Here is a 14,799-nt window from a genome sequence, read left to right as displayed (position 1 = left end):
ATGCGCCCCTTCTGGACCTTTTTGCACCGCTGGGTAGGGCTGGGCACCGCCGTGTTCTTGTTCCTCACGGGGGTGACCGGTGCGGTCATCTCGTGGGACCACGAGCTGGACGCCTGGCTCAACCCGCACTTGACCGCTGCCCAGCCTAACCCCGAGGGGCTGCCAGGTACCTCCACGCTGGAGCTGGCGCGCCAGATCGAGCAGCGCCACCCCACGGTGACCGTGCGTTTTATACCGCTGCACGTGGAGCCGGGCCGCAGCGTGGCCTTCGGCGTGGCGCCCAGGGTCAACCCCGCCACCCAAAAATTGCACGAACCCGGCTTTAACCAGGTCTTTGTCGATCCGGTGAGTGGCCAAGAACTGGGCCAGCGCCAGTGGGGGGCCGTCTGGCCCATCAGCAGAGAAACCTTTGTCTCCTTTCTCTACAAGTTCCACCACACGCTGCACCTGCCCGAGATGTGGGGCATAGACCGCTGGGGCACCTGGCTGCTTGGGGGGGTGGCGATTCTGTGGACGCTGGACTGTTTTGTAGGCGCCTACCTGACGCTGCCGGTGCGCAGAAAGGCCAAGCCCCAGCCGGGCGATGGTCTGGCCGGTGACGCAGTGGGCGCTTTGAAAACGGGCAAAGGCTGGTGGCAACTATGGGCGCCCGCATGGAAGATTCGCAGCCGCGCCGGTGCCTACAAACTCAACTTTGATATGCACCGGGCCGTGAGTTTGTGGACCTGGGGGCTGCTGTTCATTGTGGCCTTCACGGCGTTCTCGCTCAACCTGAATCGCGAGATCTTCCGCCCGCTCCTCACCACCTTTTCGCAGGTGTCTCCCAACCCCTTCACGCAGCGCAAACCTGCGCCCAAACACCAGCCCATCCTTCCCGTGCTGGACTATGCGCAGGCCCTGGCGCAGGCCACGGCCGATGCCCAGGCCAAAGGCTGGCCCGAGCCCCCGGGCAGTGTGTTTTACAGCCAGAGCCTGGGCATCTATGGCATTGACTTTTTTCAGCCTGACACCACGCCGGGCTCCATCAACAAGCGCCTGTACTACGACGGCAAAGACGGCCGTTTTGTCGGGGAGCGCCTGTTGTGGACGGGCTCGGTCGCCGACATCTTTCTGCAGGCGCAGTTTCCGCTGCACAGCGGGCGCATTCTGGGCTTGCCGGGGCGCATCCTGATTTCGCTGTTGGGCGTGGTGGTGGCCATGCTCAGCGTCACCGGGGTCTACATTTGGTGGAAAAAACGCCGGGCCCGACAGGTAGTGGCCACCCGCGTAGCCGTCCCGCCAGCCAATTTATGCATCAAATAGGCCCCTAGGCCACGTAGATACTGCGCAAGTAGCTCTTGATTTGATAGCGCGCTAAGGTGCCGAATGCCCCGCCAGCCGCAGCGCCAGCGCGCTCAGGGCCTGGTAGGCCTCGCCGGCCAGCGGGTCCCAGTCGTGCACCACCTGCGCCTGCCGGGCGATGGCCGGCCGGTCACCGCGCTGGGCGGGGCCGGTTTGTGCGCCGGCCGGGCCCAGGCGGGTGATGTTGTCCACCGCGTTGCGCAGCAGGCTGGCGCGCAGCTGGGGCAGCAGGTGTGCGGGCACGCCCGTGGCCTGCCAGGCGTCTTCGGCCACGGCTTGTAGCACCGGCAAAAAGTTGGTGGCAAACACGGCCGCTGCGTGGTACAGCACCTTGTCTTTGCTGGCCACGGCAAAACACTGGGCGCCAATGGCGGCAAAGGCGGGCTCCAGCACGGCGCGGGCCGCGGCATCGCCCTCCAGCGCGCAGGCAGTGCCGGCAAATTGCGCGATGGCGGCCTGCGGCGTGGCAAAACTCAGGATGCAATGCGCACTGGCCGTGCGCCAGCCCAGCGCCGCCAGGGGCGCCAGCGAGGCTGCACTTTGCGCGCCGCTGCAATGAAAGACGATGGGACTGGGCTGCTGTGCCTCGCGCGGCCAGGTTGCTACGGCATCGGCCAGCGCCTGAGCGGCGGTGGCAATCTGCGCGTCGGGCACGGCCAGCATCCAGACCTCGGCCGGGCGCATGGCCGCCAGCGCATCCACCGGGGTGCCCGCACCAATGCTGGCGCAGGCCTGCTGCGCGCTGGCCAGTGTGCGGGTGCGCACGTCCTGGATCTGGAAGGTGGCCTGGCGCTGCCACAGCGTAGCCAGGGTCTGGCCGACGCGGCCGCTGCCAAGAAGGTTGAGGGTGGTCACGGGAAGAAGAGGCGGGTGGAGGGATCGCAAAAAGGACTTGGCGCCGCTACCATGGCGCCATGAAAAAAATACTGGTTACAGGCGGCACGGGTGCCGTTGGCAAATACATTGTGGACGATCTGGTGCAGCACGGCTACCAGGTGGGTGTGCTGGACCTGGCGGCGCCTGCGCGCAGCGACGTGGTGCACCACGCGGTGGATGTGCTGCAGCTGGACGCGGTGCTGCAGGCCATGGCCGGCTACGACGCCGTCATGCACGTGGCCGGCATCCCGCACCCGCTCAACGACCCGGCCAAGCGCGTGTTCGATGTCAACGTGAACGGCACATTCAATGTGCTGGAAGCGGCGGCGCAGCATGGCATAAGCAAGGTGGTGTTCACCTCCAGCGAATCGACCATGGGCTTTGCGTTTGCTACGCATCGGCTGGCGCCGTTGTACATCCCCGTGGACGAAGCCCATGCCGCCCGCCCGCAAGACCCGTACGGCCTGAGCAAGGTGGTGAGCGAGCAGATCTGCAAGACCTACACCGAGCGTTACGGCATGCGCACCGTGTGCCTGCGCATGCCCTGGGTCTGGCTGCCTGACGATGCGCAGCGCCCCTTCTACCGAACGCTGGTGGCCGAGTACGCCAACTGGCACAAAAACCTCTGGACCTTTGTGGACGCGCGTGATGTGGCCACGGCGCACCGCCTAGCGCTGGAGGTGGAGTTGGAGCACAAACACGAGGCCTTCTTCATCACCGGCCCGCACAACTGGACGGGGCAGGACGGTCGCAAGTTGTTGGCCGAGTTTTGGCCCGAGGTGACAGAGTTTGCGCCCGGTTTTGCGGGCACCGACCCGCTCATCTCACACGCCAAAGCCGCGCGCCTCTTGGGCTACGCGCCGCAGTTTGGCGTCAAGGACGTGTTGGCGTAGGCGGCGCCGCAGGGGGCTGGTGCAACTGGTGCCGTGTGAACGGCTGGACCTGCCCCGACAGCCACAAGGCGATGCGCACCTCCAGGGCGTGCGTGGGCAAGTAGGTGGCGGTAGAGGTGTTGAGTGCCAGCACCAGCAGCAGCGGCGCCCAGCGGGTGCTCCAATGCACCACCGTTGCCGTGCGCAGGCGCTGCACCACGGGCCAGCTTACCGCCAGGCCCAGCAGCCAGGCGGCCAGCACTTCGCTCACGCTGTGGGCGCCCACCATCACGCGCGACACGCCCACCAGCAAGGCCAAGCCTGCGCCCAGTGCAGGCCCCCAGCGGTGCGCGCTGCCACCGGGCAGGCCGCGCAAGAGCAGCGGCAAAATGGCGCTGGCCAACAGGCCGTGGCCACTGACACCCGTAAAGTCCAGCGCGGCTATACCGATGCCCCAGCCGTAAAACAGGCACTTGCTCACCACCGTCACCAGCACCGCCCCGGCCATGGCCAGCACATAGTGGCGCGCCGCTGTTTGCGCACCGCTGCGCCACAGGCCCCACACCAGCAGCCCAAAGGCGGGCAGCAGCAGGCTGGACGATCCCAGGTGCGTGATCAGCCACCACACCGGCGCCACCGCAGGCGCGTTGTTCACATCCCCGCTCATACGACCAGCGGGTCTTCCTGCATGGCTTCGCACTGGTCTTGCAGCATCTGCACCTGGCCCTTCCAGTAGTCGCTGCTGCCAAACCATGGAAAGTTAGCGGGGAAGGTCGGGTCACTCCAGCGCCGGGCCAGCCAGGCGCTGTAGTGGATCAGGCGCAGCGTGCGCAGCGGCTCGATCAGGGCCAGCTCGGCACGGTCAAATTCGCGGAACTGCTCGTAGCCGTCCACCAGCATGCCGAGCTGGCGGGTTTGTTGCTGGCGGTCGCCGCTCAGCAGCATCCACAGGTCTTGCACGGCGGGGCCGGTGCGCGCGTCGTCCAGGTCCACAAAGTGCGGGCCGGGGCCGGCAGCGGCGGCCACATCGGTGGGCGTCCACAGAATGTTGCCGGGGTGGCAGTCGCCATGCAGGCGCAACTGGAGTATACCGCTGGAATTGGACTTATTTTGGCCTGTAGCGCCCGCCATATCTGCGCGAGCAGCTATTAAATCTATAGCGCTTTGGCAGGCGGTGGTCCAGGCACTTTGCACGTCCAGCGGCACCATGTTGTTGGCCAGCAGCCACTGCATGGGCTCAATCGCAAAGGTCTGCACATCCAGCGCCGGGCGGTGCACAAACGGGCGCTTGGCGCCCACGGCGTGGATGCGGGCCAGAAAGCGGCCTATCCACTCCAGCACCTCGCCGTCGTCCAGCTCGGGCGGGCGGCCGCCACGGCGTGGGCTTACCGAAAACGCAAAGCCGCCAAAGTGGTGAAGCGTGGCACCCTCCAACACCAGTGGCCCCACGGCCGGAATTTCATCAGCCATCAGCTCGGCGGCAAAGTCGTGTTCTTCCTGGATCTGCGCATCCGTCCAGCGTGCGGGCCGGTAGAACTTGGCCACCACCGGCGCGCCGTCTTCGAGCTGCACCTGGTAGACGCGGTTTTCGTACGACGACAGGGCGGTCAGGCGGCCATCGCCGCGCAGGCCCACGCTGTCCAGTGCGTCCAGCACCAGGTCGGGGGTCAGGGATTCAAAGGGGTGAAGGGCTGTGCCCGCAGTGCTGTGCATGGCCCGATTGTCCTCTGCGGGCTTGCCCCTGCTGGGCGGGTGGCTTCCCCGGTTTAGCCCAGCGGCCCCAAGTCGTCTCCGTAGAGCGGCGCAGTGGGGGCCGCCGCGCTGTCGGCATCCGAGTCCGAATAGCCCGCTGGGGGGAGGTGGGCATAGGGCGAGCCGCTGCCCAGCTGTGCAAACGGCAGGCTTTGCTTGACCAGAATGATGGTGCAGGGCGCGTCCATGGCCACCTTGATCGGCACGGTGGCGACAAAACGCTGGGTCATCAGGCCATGCGTGGCGGCACCCATCACGATGACACTGACGTGGTTGCCGCGTGCGTAGTCCAGCAGGGCCTGGGCCACGTCACCGCTCTCCAGCACATGGCAAGAGGTTTGGTGGCCCGGGTGGTCCAGCGGCTGGGCCCACTGGCGTAGCGTGGTGAGGTAGCGGCGGTGCACATTGGTCTCGCTTTTGTCTTCGTCCGAGGCACTGGTCTGGCTGCTGCTGATCACGGTGACGCAGGCCAGGCGGGCACCGGGGCGGGTGCCCAGTGCGCGGGCCACGGCCTCGCGCAGCGAGTACAGCGTGGCGTCCGTCACGTCTTTGTGCGGCACGGCCACCATGACGATGGGCACCTCTTGCAGCTGCCGCGCGGGCAGGGGGCTGGGCTGGTAGTGCATGCCCGCGGCCTTGAACCAGCGCTTGAAATGGGTGCGAAACGGCGTGCCCACGGTGTTGGTGCCACGTGCCGTGACATGCACCTGGGTGGGGTGGCTCAGGTCAAAGGCCAGGTGGGCGGCAGAGGGGTAACGCTTGGCGGCTTCGGGTTCCAGGCAGCGCAGCACCACCTCTTGCAGCCAGGCCGGAATGTCCGCACGTAGCTTGCGTGGCGGGGTTGGGTCCACCCACAGGCGCTGGCGCAGGCCGGCTGCGGTTTGTGGGGTGCCAAACGGCAGCGCACCGGTGCACAGCTGGTAGAGCATCACACCAATCGCAAACACGTCGCTGCGCGGGTCGCCGCGCACGCCCACCACCTGCTCGGGGGCAATCCATGCGGGCGAGCCCACCGCCTTGCGCAACTGCTCGGCCAGCAGGTCGGGGTAGTGCGCGTGGCACGACAGGCCAAAGTCCAGCAGCACCGCGCTGCCATCATCACGCAGCAGCACGTTGGCGGGTTTCAGGTCCAGGTGCACGGTGTTTTGCTGGTGCAGCGCGTGCGCCGCGCGGGCCATGGCAACGCCCAGACTGACAATGGTGTCCACCGCCACGGGCTGCGGGCCGTCCAGCCAGTGCTGCAGTGTGTGGCCGTTCACGTACTCCATCACCAGGTAGGGCGTGTGTTGCAGGTCGCCCGCGGCCACAAAACGCGGCGTGGTGCTGCCGTGCAGGGCCTGCATGATTTGGCATTCCACCTCAAAACTGACGATGTTTTCGGCCCCGTCGCCCGCCGTCATGCGCGGGATTTTCATGGCCATGGCAAAGCCCGGGCCAGGCCGACCATCGGCATACACCACACGGTAGATGTGGGCCATGCCGCCGGAGTGGATGCACTCCTCGATGGTGAATCCATCCAGCGTGGCGCCGGGCTCTAGCAGTTTCATCGTCCTTGCTCCAGCCGGTGGGCAAAGAACTCGGGCAGGCCGGCGCGGCGGATGGCAGCGGCGGCGCTGTAGTGGTCGTAGGGCACGCGGTGGAAGGTGAGCTGCGCGCGCTCGGTGTCCAGCACCGCGTACATGGCCTGGGGGTTGCCGTCGCGCGGCTGGCCCACCGAGCCCACGGTGGCCAGCCACTGCCGGTGTTTGGGCACCGGCACGGCCACGCCGGGCTGCGGGGTGAACAGCATCAACCCGTCGGTGGCGCCGCGGTAGTACAGAGTTTGCAGGTGCACATGGCCGCCAAACACGTAGCGCACACCAGGCCATTCGCTGGCGGCATTCAGGCTGGCCGCGGCGGCGCGCTGGTCGTAGACATAACGCCAGAGTTCGGGGCCATCGGCGCTGGCATGCACCAGCAGCACCGTGTCCAGGTGGTGGGTGAAGGGCAGGGTGTCAATCCACAGGCGCTGCGCGGGGCTGAGCTGCTGGTGTGTCCAGGTGGCAGTGCTGTCGCCCACGGTTTTGACGGTGGCCGGCGGGCGCACGGCCATGTCGTCGTGGTTGCCCTTGAGGACGATGGCGCCTTCTTCGGTGAGCAACGTGACCCGCTCTATCACCTCGGCCGGGTTGGCCCCATAACCCACCAGATCGCCCAGAAAAGCAAAGCGTTGCACCTGCTGTGCGCGTGCGTGGGCCAAGCAGGCGTCCAGCGCCTGGATATTGCCGTGAATGTCCGACAGCAAGGCCAGTCTCATCAAGTCTCCGTGTTCAGGGGGGCAAACCCGCCATCATGCGTGCGGTGCCTGACGGCAAGTTTGCAGGAGTTGCTGCGCCGGGTCTTGATATGCGTCAAATACGGCCCTGCCGCTGTGGCCTTAGAGCGACAGGGTATGGCCACCGCGCGGATCGCCCTCGCCCGCCAAAATGGCCGCGTAGGCCGCCTGCATCGCCTCTGGCCCCGTGTGGTGCTGCACCTGCAGCCAGGGTGCGGGCAGCTGCACCCGCGCCACAAAGCCCTGCCAGGACTGCACCAGGCGCCGGTTCAGCTCGGCGCCACCCCATTCGCTGCTGCGCTTCTTGATCTGCGCGGGTGCAAAAAACAGCGTGGGGCGCGGGCCCGGCAGATCCTTGCCACCGCCCAGCTCGGAGACATGTGTGCCGCCAATGGAACTGCTGTAGACCAGCGCCGTGCAATGCGTGTGCAGCGCCTTGCGAAACGCCGCGTTGCCCGCAAAGTCCACATAGATGGAGGGGGTGCCCGGCGCAATCTGGTCCAGCTGCGCGTAGGTCAGCACCCGGTGGTACACGCCCAGGCTTTGGCAGAACGCCACATTGCGCTCCGAGGTGATCCCCACCACCTCGATGCCCGCACGCTGCGCGAGCTGGAAGGCGGTGCCGTAAGCGGTTTTGCTGGAGGCACTGGAGAGCAGGATGCAGGGTGTGCCAATGTCGCCCGCGCCAAACCAGGCGTTGTCATCCAGAAAGTCGTCGATCAGCCAGGAGGTGATGAACAGCGGCCGCAGCAGGGCCTGCAGGTCTTCGGTGTCGGCGGTATAGAACGGGTCGGTGGCGCAGCGGGTGTACTGGTTGTAGACCGCGTGCAGGGTGGCGCGGTGGGGTGCCACATCGGCCCAGCCATGGGCGTGCACCTTGCCGGGCATCAGGTCTACCGCGCTGGCCATGGGAAAGTAGCCATACACACGCTCCCCCACCGGCACCTCGGGGTGACGGCTTTGCAGCACCGTGGCAAAACCCCAGACTGGAATGCGGCCCCACTGGTCGCTGTCCTCTACCCCCTGCACCGGAAAAAACTGCCAGTACTGCATGGCATCGCCAAAGGCGGCGTAGGTGATGTTGTTGGAGGTGAGGGCAAAGCGGTCGATGTGCACGCGCACTTGGCCGTCGGCCAGCGCAGGCAGGGAGTGGGTGTGCAGCAGGGTCTGGCCGAGCTGAGTTTTGCGGATGAGGAGGTTGGTGGTGTCCATGCGCGGCACCATAAGACAAAAGGCCGGCCCCGCCAAGCGGGACCGGCCTCCGAGGTGACAGGGCGCAGGGCCCTGCCAGCGCTGCCGATTTAGACCACGGTGATGGTCACGTCGATGTTGCCGCGGGTGGCGTTGGAGTAGGGGCACACCTGGTGGGCTTTGTCGACCAGCGCTTGCGCTGCGGCTTTGTCCATGCCGGGGATGGACACTTCCAACTGCACTTCAATGCCAAAACCAGCGGGGATCTGGCCAATGCCCACGGTGGCGTTGATGCTGGTGTCCGCAGGCAGGGCAATCTTTTGCGTGCCGGCCACAAACTTCATCGCACCGATGAAACAAGCGCTGTAGCCAGAGGCAAACAGCTGCTCAGGGTTTACGCCGTTGCCGGGGCCGCCCATTTCTTTGGGCACGGCCAGCTTGAGGTCCAGCAGACCATCGGAAGTGCGGGTGGTGCCGTCGCGGCCACCGGTGGAAGTGGCATGGGCTTGGTAAATCACTTTTTCGATCTTGGTGGTCATGGTGCTTCTTTCAAAAAGTGCTGCGGTGTGTTGCAGCGGGGTGGGTAATTCAGTGGTGTTGCTCAGGCTGTGGTCAGGCGCTGGCGCAGGGCTTGCACCTGCTGGGTCAGGTGCATCAGTTCGTCCAGCGGGCAGTCGGCGGCGGCCAGCACACAGGCCGGAATGCGCGCAGCCTGCAGCTTGAGGGCACGGCCTTTAGCAGTCAAAAACACTTCTACACGGCGCTCATCGGCGGCGCTGCGTTGGCGGCTCAGCAGCTCGGCCTGCTCCATGCGTTTGAGCAGCGGGGTGAGGGTGCCGGAATCGAGGTAAAGGCGCTCGCCCAGGGCTGAGACGCTCAGGCCGTCTTGCTCCCACAGCACCATCATCACCAGGTACTGCGGGTAGGTCAGCTGCAGCTCTTCCAGCAGGGGCTTGTAGAGCTTGGTCATGGCCAGCGAGGTGGAATACAGCGCAAAACACAACTGGTTGTCCAGGCGCAGGGCAGCGTCGTTGGCAGAGGTGGTGCGCGGGTTCGTCATGGGCTGAATTGTAGCTAGCAATTAAATTGTGTGCAATATAAATTCGCAAAATCTTTTTTGAGGGCGACACGAGGGTAAACCTCGGCTTGGCAGCCCTGTGGCCTATGGGGTAACGTTAACGTCACCCTGAATGAGGAGACCGCACGTGTTCGACTACATCATCATTGGCGCTGGCTCGGCTGGCTGTGTGCTGGCCGCCCGCCTGAGCGAGGACCCCGCCGTAACCGTGGCCCTGCTGGAAGCCGGCCCGGCCGACACCAGTGTGCTGATCCACTGTCCTGCGGGGCTGGCCGTGCTGGCCAAAAATGGCGATGCCAACTGGAAGTTCGACACCACCGCCCAGCCCGGCCTGAACGGGCGGCGCGGCTACCAGCCACGCGGCAAGGTGCTGGGCGGCTCCAGCTCGGTCAACGCCATGATCTACATCCGTGGCCAGCGTGAGGACTACGACAGCTGGGCCGCAGAGGGCAACCCCGGTTGGAGCTACGACGAGGTTTTGCCTTACTTCAAAAAGGCCGAAGACAACGCACGTGGCGCCGATGCCTTCCACGGCCAGGGCGGCCCCCTGCATGTGCAGGACCTGACCACGCCCAACCGCCTGGGCCCGGTGTTTGTGCAGGCCGGCCAGCAGGCGGGTTACCCACTCAACCCCGACTTCAACGGCGCCAGCCAAGAGGGTGTGGGCGTCTACCAGGTGACGCACAAAAACGGCGAGCGTTTCAGCGCCGCCAAGGGTTACCTCACGCCAAACCGCGGGCGGCCCAATCTGCAGGTGTTTACCGGCGCGCACACCACGCGCATCCTGCTGGAGCACAAGCGCGCCGTGGGCGTGCAGTTTCTGCACGAGGGCGAGATGAAAGAGCTGCGCTGCAGCCGCGAGGTGCTGCTAAGTGCGGGCGCGCTGCAGTCGCCGCAGATCCTCATGCTGTCGGGCATTGGCCCGCACCAGCATCTGGTGGAAAAAGGCATTGCCACGCTGCACGATCTGCCGGGTGTGGGCCAAAACCTGCACGACCATGTGGATGTGGTGCAGGTGGTGAACGCGCCGTACCTGACCGAAACCTTTGGTATTTCGTTCAAGGGCTTGGCCAATGCCGTGCGCGGCATCTTCGAGTGGCGCAAGCAGCGCACCGGCATATTGACCACCAACTTTGCCGAGGCCGGTGGCTTCATCAAAAGCCAGCCCGGTGAGCGCACCCCCGATTTGCAGTTCCACTTCGCCATTGCCAAGCTGGTGAACCACGGCCGCAGCACGGTGCTGGGCCATGGTTATTCGTGCCACGTGTGTTTGCTGCGCCCCTACAGCCGCGGCAGCGTGCGCCTGGCCAGCAAAGACCCGATGGAGGCGCCGCTGATAGACCCAAACTTTCTGGGCGAGCGGGATGACGTGGAACGCCTGGTGCGCGGCTTCAAACTCATGCGCACTGTGCTGCAGCAGCCGGCGCTGGCAGCGCTGGCTGGCAAAGAAGGCCCGCGCTCAGCGGCTGCGCGCAACGACTTCGAGATCGAACAGTTCATCCGCGACAACGCCGACACCGTCTACCACCCGGTAGGCACCTGCCGCATGGGCAAGGGGCCAATGGATGTGGTGGACCACGAGTTGCGCGTGCGCGGTATCCAAGGCCTGCGCGTGGTGGATGCCTCCATCATGCCCCGCGTGGTCAGCGGCAATACCAACGCACCGACCATCATGATTGCGGAGAAGGCGGCGGATTTGATTAAGGGGGCGCAGAAAGCGATGGACTGAGTGCTATTTACTTAGTAGCTGCTTGCGCAATATCCGCGTGTGCTAGGTGCCAATATGGCTTAGATTCTCTTGTGAATGGCAAATGCGGGTGCCGCGTGAGAGCGCTGCGGGGTAAGTAGCTGTTTTGTACATACTTCGAACAGACTTTTGGCACAGAGGCCAACGCGGCTGACCGGGAAGGGGCACCAGACTTTGTGGGCTAAGAGCTACGCTGCGCAAACCTCGCCAGAAGGTTTTTGCCCTCCTTAGTAAGAAGTTTGAGGCATTCCACTAGCTCATCCTCCAAATGGAAGAGGTCCATCGCGTTCTTCGATAGAAGCCCCACATCTGGATTGCCACTGATCGTCACAAGCAACGCCTCGTGCGCTACGAAGTTTCTCTTTGATTTCAACTTATTCAGGCGAGTCTTCAGGCTTTCGTTGTCATTGAGTTTTCCGAAGAGATTTAGCTGTCGCTCAAGCGGGTAACTCTCAACGTCTGAAACGGAAAAATCAAAGTGGATACGACTTCCGACAAGATGTTGGATTAGTTCGTAAGATTTTCCGATGTAGATCTTTAACGCTAGCTCCAGCAGTTGAAAATTTGAGAGGATGCTTACAACGCGCTCTTTGTAGAACTTTGTTTCTTGGTGCATCAGCGCTCCCTAAATGTCGAATCAAAGATTGAGTCTACGAGCACCCTGCAAATCGGACGTCGCCTCACTTCGCAAACCGCTTGCGCGTCAACGCCAGTGCAATCCAGAACGACCCCACCGCGTACACCGCCAGCACCGCCAAATGCCGCAAGGCATCAGCCGGCCATTGGTCCATGAACAGCGGCCGCACCAGCGCCACTGCGTTGGACAGCGGTAGCCAGTCCGCCACCACGCGCACTACCGTGGGCAGCTGCTCCAGCGGAAAGAACACGCCGCTCAGGAACATCATGGGCGTAAGGAAGAGTGTGAAGTAGTAGGTGAAGAAGTCGTAACCCTTGGCCAGCGCGTTGAAGATCAGCGCGATGCAGCTGAAGGTGATGCCCACGCCAAACAAGATGGGCCAGGCGACGAACAGTTTGGGGCTGTGGCTGATGCCCAGCGCCAACATCACGCCCAGGATGGCGGTGACAGTGAACAGGGCCTTGAACGCGGCCCAGAGCATTTCGGCCAGCACCACGTTGTCCAGGCTGATTGGGGCGTTCATGATGCCGTCCCAGGTCTTTTGCACGTGCATGCGGCTGAACGCGGAGTACAGCGCTTCAAACGACGCGGCCTGCATGGCGCTCATGCAGATGGAGCCGCTGGCCAAAAACAGGATGTAGGGCACGGCCACGGTACCGGTGGGGCCAGCCACATTGACTTCGCCCACCAAGGCGCCCATGCCGTAGCCAAAGGCGACCAGCCACATCAGCGGTTCGGCAATATTGCCCACCAGGCTGGGGATGGCCAGCTTGCGCCAGACCAGCAGGTTGCGCAAAAACACGGGCCAGAAGCGCAAGGACACCTCTGGCGCGCGCCAGATGCTTTGGGGTTTGGGCGGGGTGTAGGGGGATGCGGTAGTCATATCAGGCGTCCTCGCGGATCTGACGTCCGGTCAGTTTCAAAAACAAATCTTCCAGGTTGGCCGGGCGGTGCAGGGTGCGCAGCTGCGGGTGGGCGGCCAGGCCCTGCAACAGGGCGCCGGCATCTTGTGTGTAGAAGAACACGGTCTCGCCGCTCACTTCCACGCGGGCCGCTAGGCTGCGCAATGGGCCGTCCACCAGCGCCAGCGCGCCCACGCCAAACACCTCCACCACATCGGGCTCCAGGTGCTGGGCGATCAGGGCGCGCGGTGTGCCTTCGGCAATCTTTTTGCCGTGGTCCAGCACCAGCAGGCGGTTGCACAAGCGTTCGGCCTCGTCCATGAAGTGGGTGGTCAGCAAAATGGACTTGCCTTGCTGCAGCAGCACCTGCAGGCGCTCCCACATCAGGTGGCGGGCTTGCGGGTCCAGGCCGGTGGTGGGTTCGTCCAGCAGCAGAAGCTTGGGGTCGTTCACCAGCGCGCGCGCCAGGCTCAGGCGCCGGCGCATGCCGCCGGACAGTTCGCCGGGTTTGGCATTGGCCTTGTGGGTCAGCGCCGCAAACTCCAGCAGCTGCGGAATACGCGCGCGGATGGCCGCGTCCTTCATGCCAAAGTAGCGGCCATAGACCAGCAGGTTCTCGGCGCAGCTGAAGTCCGGGTCCAGCGTGTCGAACTGGGTGACCACGCCCAGCGCGGCCTTGATGGCCAGTGCGTCGCGCGGCATTTCCAGGCCCAGCGCGTGGATGCTGCCGCCATCGGGCACGGTGTGACCCAGGCACATGCGGATGGTGGTGGTTTTGCCTGCACCATTGGGCCCAATCACGCCCAGGCACTCGCCCGGAGCAATCTCAAAGGACAGGTCTTTGACCACTTCGGCGTCGCCATAACGCTTGTGCAAGTGCTGCACTTCAAACAGTTTTGCATTCATGCGGCCATTGTGCCGCAGGGCCTCTTAGTCGGCTTGCAGCAGGCGGCCGCGACCTTGCGCCTTGGCCTGGTACAGCGCGGCGTCAGCACGCACCATGAAGTCGGTGAGCTTGCGGTCGCCCGCTTGTAGCAGGGCCAGGCCTGCGCTGTAGCCCACGCGCAAGGTGGGCTGCTGGATGCCTTCCTCCAGCAAGGCCAGGCGCAGGCGTTGCTCTACGTGCAGGGCGGCGCGTTTGTCGGTTTGCGGCAGCAGCAGGGCAAATTCTTCGCCACCAATGCGGGCGGCCAGGTCGCTGCTGCGCCGGTTGGACTGCAGCACCTTGCCCACCAGGCGCAGCACCTGGTCGCCTACTTCGTGGCCCTGCGTGTCGTTCACGCGTTTGAAGTGGTCCAGGTCCAGCAGGATCAGGGCCAGCGGCGTGTTGTGGCGCCGGGCCTGGTCAAACAGGGCGGGCGCCCGGTCGTCCCAGCCATGGCGGTTGAGCAGGCCGGTGATGTTGTCGGTAAAGGCCTGTTCGCGCAGCTGGCCTTCGGCCTCTTCGCGCCAGGCCACCAACACCGCCACGGTGGTGAGCACCAGGGCCATGTTGGCGGTGAGCTGGGCCAGCACATTGACGATGTGTGGCGCGTCGAAGGTGGGGTACAGCTCGGGGTAAAACGCGCCCAGCACGCCACGCGCCAGCGACGCGCAGGCGACTGCGGCGTAACACAGGCAGACCAGGGCGCGCCAGCGCAGCCCGCCCGGCTGGCGCGGCCCAAGTGCGGCTTGTGCCACGATGGTCAGCTGTAGCGCAAACATCAGGTTGGCATAACCCACCCGCAGGCTGTAGTGCTCAAAACTCAGGGCGTAGCCCAGCGGCATCAGCACCATCAGGGCGATGAGCGCCCGTTGGTTGGGGCGCGGCCCCAGCCAGGCCTGCAGGGCCAGAAACATCAGGTAGTTGGCCACCGAGGCCAGCACCATCGCGGCGGTGGACAAGACCGGGTCCAGCCAGTGGCCAAACACAAAGCCAGAGCTGATGATGGCCACCCAGCCCAGGGTTTGGCTTAGCAGGCTGAACTGCGCCAGGCGCGCCGCACGGCTGATGCCTTTGCCCATGATCAGGAGCAGGGCGACGGAGACGGTGCTCAGGTTAAGCGCCGTGAGGACCAGGATGGTCAGGACGTTGAGTTTCTCCATTCGG

General features: G+C 64.7%; 15 protein-coding genes. 3 read left to right on the top strand and 12 right to left on the bottom strand.

All coding sequences use genetic code 11. The features are described 5' to 3' along the window. A complete protein-coding gene (locus tag C5F53_RS00435) occupies positions 1-1,302 on the top strand; it encodes a PepSY domain-containing protein (protein ID WP_105259376.1) in 1,302 nt (433 codons plus the stop codon). Between the two features lie 51 nt (positions 1,303-1,353). On the opposite strand, the gene C5F53_RS00430 is transcribed toward C5F53_RS00435, so the two are convergent. Next, positions 1,354-2,196, bottom strand: coding sequence for a Rossmann-like and DUF2520 domain-containing protein (locus C5F53_RS00430; RefSeq protein ID WP_105259375.1), 843 nt, complete (start codon positions 2,194-2,196; stop codon positions 1,354-1,356). Positions 2,197-2,255: 59 nt separating this feature from the next. Between C5F53_RS00430 and C5F53_RS00425 the strand changes: the two genes are divergently transcribed. After that, positions 2,256-3,110 carry an NAD(P)-dependent oxidoreductase gene (locus C5F53_RS00425; protein WP_105259374.1) on the top strand — a complete coding sequence of 285 codons (855 nt, stop codon included), beginning with the start codon at positions 2,256-2,258 and terminating at the stop codon, positions 3,108-3,110. Here the strand turns inward: C5F53_RS00425 and C5F53_RS20650 are convergent. From C5F53_RS20650 to C5F53_RS00390, 7 genes are all read right to left on the bottom strand, one after another. After that, entirely contained in the window at positions 3,091-3,756 is a 666-nt protein-coding gene (locus tag C5F53_RS20650) for a phosphatase PAP2 family protein (RefSeq protein ID WP_161499856.1), read from the bottom strand. The two genes, C5F53_RS00425 and C5F53_RS20650, sit on opposite strands and share 20 nt — an antisense overlap. After that, positions 3,753-4,802, bottom strand: a complete 1,050-nt coding sequence (locus C5F53_RS00415; protein WP_105259372.1) for a serine/threonine protein kinase — start codon at positions 4,800-4,802, stop codon at positions 3,753-3,755. Before C5F53_RS00415 ends, C5F53_RS20650 begins: the two co-directional genes overlap by 4 nt. 53 nt (positions 4,803-4,855) lie before the next feature. After that, on the bottom strand, positions 4,856-6,388 hold the full coding sequence (locus C5F53_RS00410; protein WP_105259371.1) for a bifunctional serine/threonine-protein kinase/universal stress protein: 1,533 nt from the start codon (positions 6,386-6,388) through the stop codon (positions 4,856-4,858). Continuing rightward, positions 6,385-7,137 (bottom strand): metallophosphoesterase, encoded by a 753-nt coding sequence (locus C5F53_RS00405; RefSeq protein ID WP_105259370.1) that lies wholly within the window; start codon positions 7,135-7,137, stop codon positions 6,385-6,387. The genes C5F53_RS00410 and C5F53_RS00405 overlap by 4 nt, the downstream gene beginning before the upstream one ends. A gap of 120 nt (positions 7,138-7,257) precedes the next feature. Next, positions 7,258-8,367, bottom strand: a complete 1,110-nt coding sequence (locus C5F53_RS00400) for a DUF2855 family protein (RefSeq protein WP_105260334.1) — start codon at positions 8,365-8,367, stop codon at positions 7,258-7,260. Positions 8,368-8,456: 89 nt separating this feature from the next. After that, complete coding sequence (locus C5F53_RS00395) at positions 8,457-8,885, bottom strand: organic hydroperoxide resistance protein (RefSeq protein WP_105259369.1); 429 nt, start codon at positions 8,883-8,885, stop codon at positions 8,457-8,459. A 62-nt stretch (positions 8,886-8,947) separates the two neighbouring features. Beyond that, the gene (locus C5F53_RS00390; protein ID WP_105259368.1) at positions 8,948-9,406 is read right to left on the bottom strand and encodes a MarR family winged helix-turn-helix transcriptional regulator; all 459 of its coding nucleotides are present in this window, start codon (positions 9,404-9,406) and stop codon (positions 8,948-8,950) included. Between the two features lie 145 nt (positions 9,407-9,551). Here C5F53_RS00390 and C5F53_RS00385 point away from each other — a divergent pair, with 145 nt between their 5' ends. Further along, entirely contained in the window at positions 9,552-11,153 is a 1,602-nt protein-coding gene (locus C5F53_RS00385) for a GMC family oxidoreductase (RefSeq protein ID WP_201740763.1), read from the top strand. Positions 11,154-11,352: 199 nt separating this feature from the next. On the opposite strand, the gene C5F53_RS00380 is transcribed toward C5F53_RS00385, so the two are convergent. The 4 genes from C5F53_RS00380 to C5F53_RS00365 form a co-directional block, all read right to left on the bottom strand. Further along, positions 11,353-11,787, bottom strand: coding sequence for a hypothetical protein (locus C5F53_RS00380; RefSeq protein ID WP_105259366.1), 435 nt, complete (start codon positions 11,785-11,787; stop codon positions 11,353-11,355). A gap of 64 nt (positions 11,788-11,851) precedes the next feature. Continuing rightward, positions 11,852-12,691, bottom strand: coding sequence for an ABC transporter permease (locus C5F53_RS00375; protein ID WP_105259365.1), 840 nt, complete (start codon positions 12,689-12,691; stop codon positions 11,852-11,854). A 1-nt stretch (position 12,692) separates the two neighbouring features. Continuing rightward, entirely contained in the window at positions 12,693-13,616 is a 924-nt protein-coding gene (locus C5F53_RS00370; protein WP_105259364.1) for an ATP-binding cassette domain-containing protein, read from the bottom strand. Positions 13,617-13,640: 24 nt separating this feature from the next. After that, positions 13,641-14,795 carry a GGDEF domain-containing protein gene (locus C5F53_RS00365; RefSeq protein WP_105259363.1) on the bottom strand — a complete coding sequence of 385 codons (1,155 nt, stop codon included), beginning with the start codon at positions 14,793-14,795 and terminating at the stop codon, positions 13,641-13,643. Positions 14,796-14,799: the final 4 nt, after the last annotated feature.

It is taken from the genome of Rhodoferax sp. TS-BS-61-7, assembly GCF_002943465.1.
GTDB lineage: Bacteria > Pseudomonadota > Gammaproteobacteria > Burkholderiales > Burkholderiaceae_C > Allorhodoferax.
This window is presented reverse-complemented; position numbering and strand designations above follow the sequence as displayed.

Excerpts from the sequence above, each read along its gene's own strand:
- C5F53_RS00370 (WP_105259364.1), bottom strand. The coding sequence starts at position 13,616 with ATGAATGCAAAACTGTTTGAAGTGCAGCACTTGCACAAGCGTTATGGC.
- C5F53_RS00405 (WP_105259370.1), bottom strand. The coding sequence starts at position 7,137 with ATGAGACTGGCCTTGCTGTCGGACATTCACGGCAATATCCAGGCGCTG.
- C5F53_RS00400 (WP_105260334.1), bottom strand. The coding sequence starts at position 8,367 with ATGGACACCACCAACCTCCTCATCCGCAAAACTCAGCTCGGCCAGACC.
- C5F53_RS00390 (WP_105259368.1), bottom strand. The coding sequence starts at position 9,406 with ATGACGAACCCGCGCACCACCTCTGCCAACGACGCTGCCCTGCGCCTG.
- C5F53_RS20650 (WP_161499856.1), bottom strand. The coding sequence starts at position 3,756 with ATGAGCGGGGATGTGAACAACGCGCCTGCGGTGGCGCCGGTGTGGTGG.
- C5F53_RS00410 (WP_105259371.1), bottom strand. The coding sequence starts at position 6,388 with ATGAAACTGCTAGAGCCCGGCGCCACGCTGGATGGATTCACCATCGAG.
- C5F53_RS00435 (WP_105259376.1), top strand. The coding sequence starts at position 1 with ATGCGCCCCTTCTGGACCTTTTTGCACCGCTGGGTAGGGCTGGGCACC.
- C5F53_RS00425 (WP_105259374.1), top strand. The coding sequence starts at position 2,256 with ATGAAAAAAATACTGGTTACAGGCGGCACGGGTGCCGTTGGCAAATAC.
- C5F53_RS00365 (WP_105259363.1), bottom strand. The coding sequence starts at position 14,795 with ATGGAGAAACTCAACGTCCTGACCATCCTGGTCCTCACGGCGCTTAAC.
- C5F53_RS00375 (WP_105259365.1), bottom strand. The coding sequence starts at position 12,691 with ATGACTACCGCATCCCCCTACACCCCGCCCAAACCCCAAAGCATCTGG.
- C5F53_RS00415 (WP_105259372.1), bottom strand. The coding sequence starts at position 4,802 with ATGCACAGCACTGCGGGCACAGCCCTTCACCCCTTTGAATCCCTGACC.
- C5F53_RS00395 (WP_105259369.1), bottom strand. The coding sequence starts at position 8,885 with ATGACCACCAAGATCGAAAAAGTGATTTACCAAGCCCATGCCACTTCC.
- C5F53_RS00380 (WP_105259366.1), bottom strand. The coding sequence starts at position 11,787 with ATGCACCAAGAAACAAAGTTCTACAAAGAGCGCGTTGTAAGCATCCTC.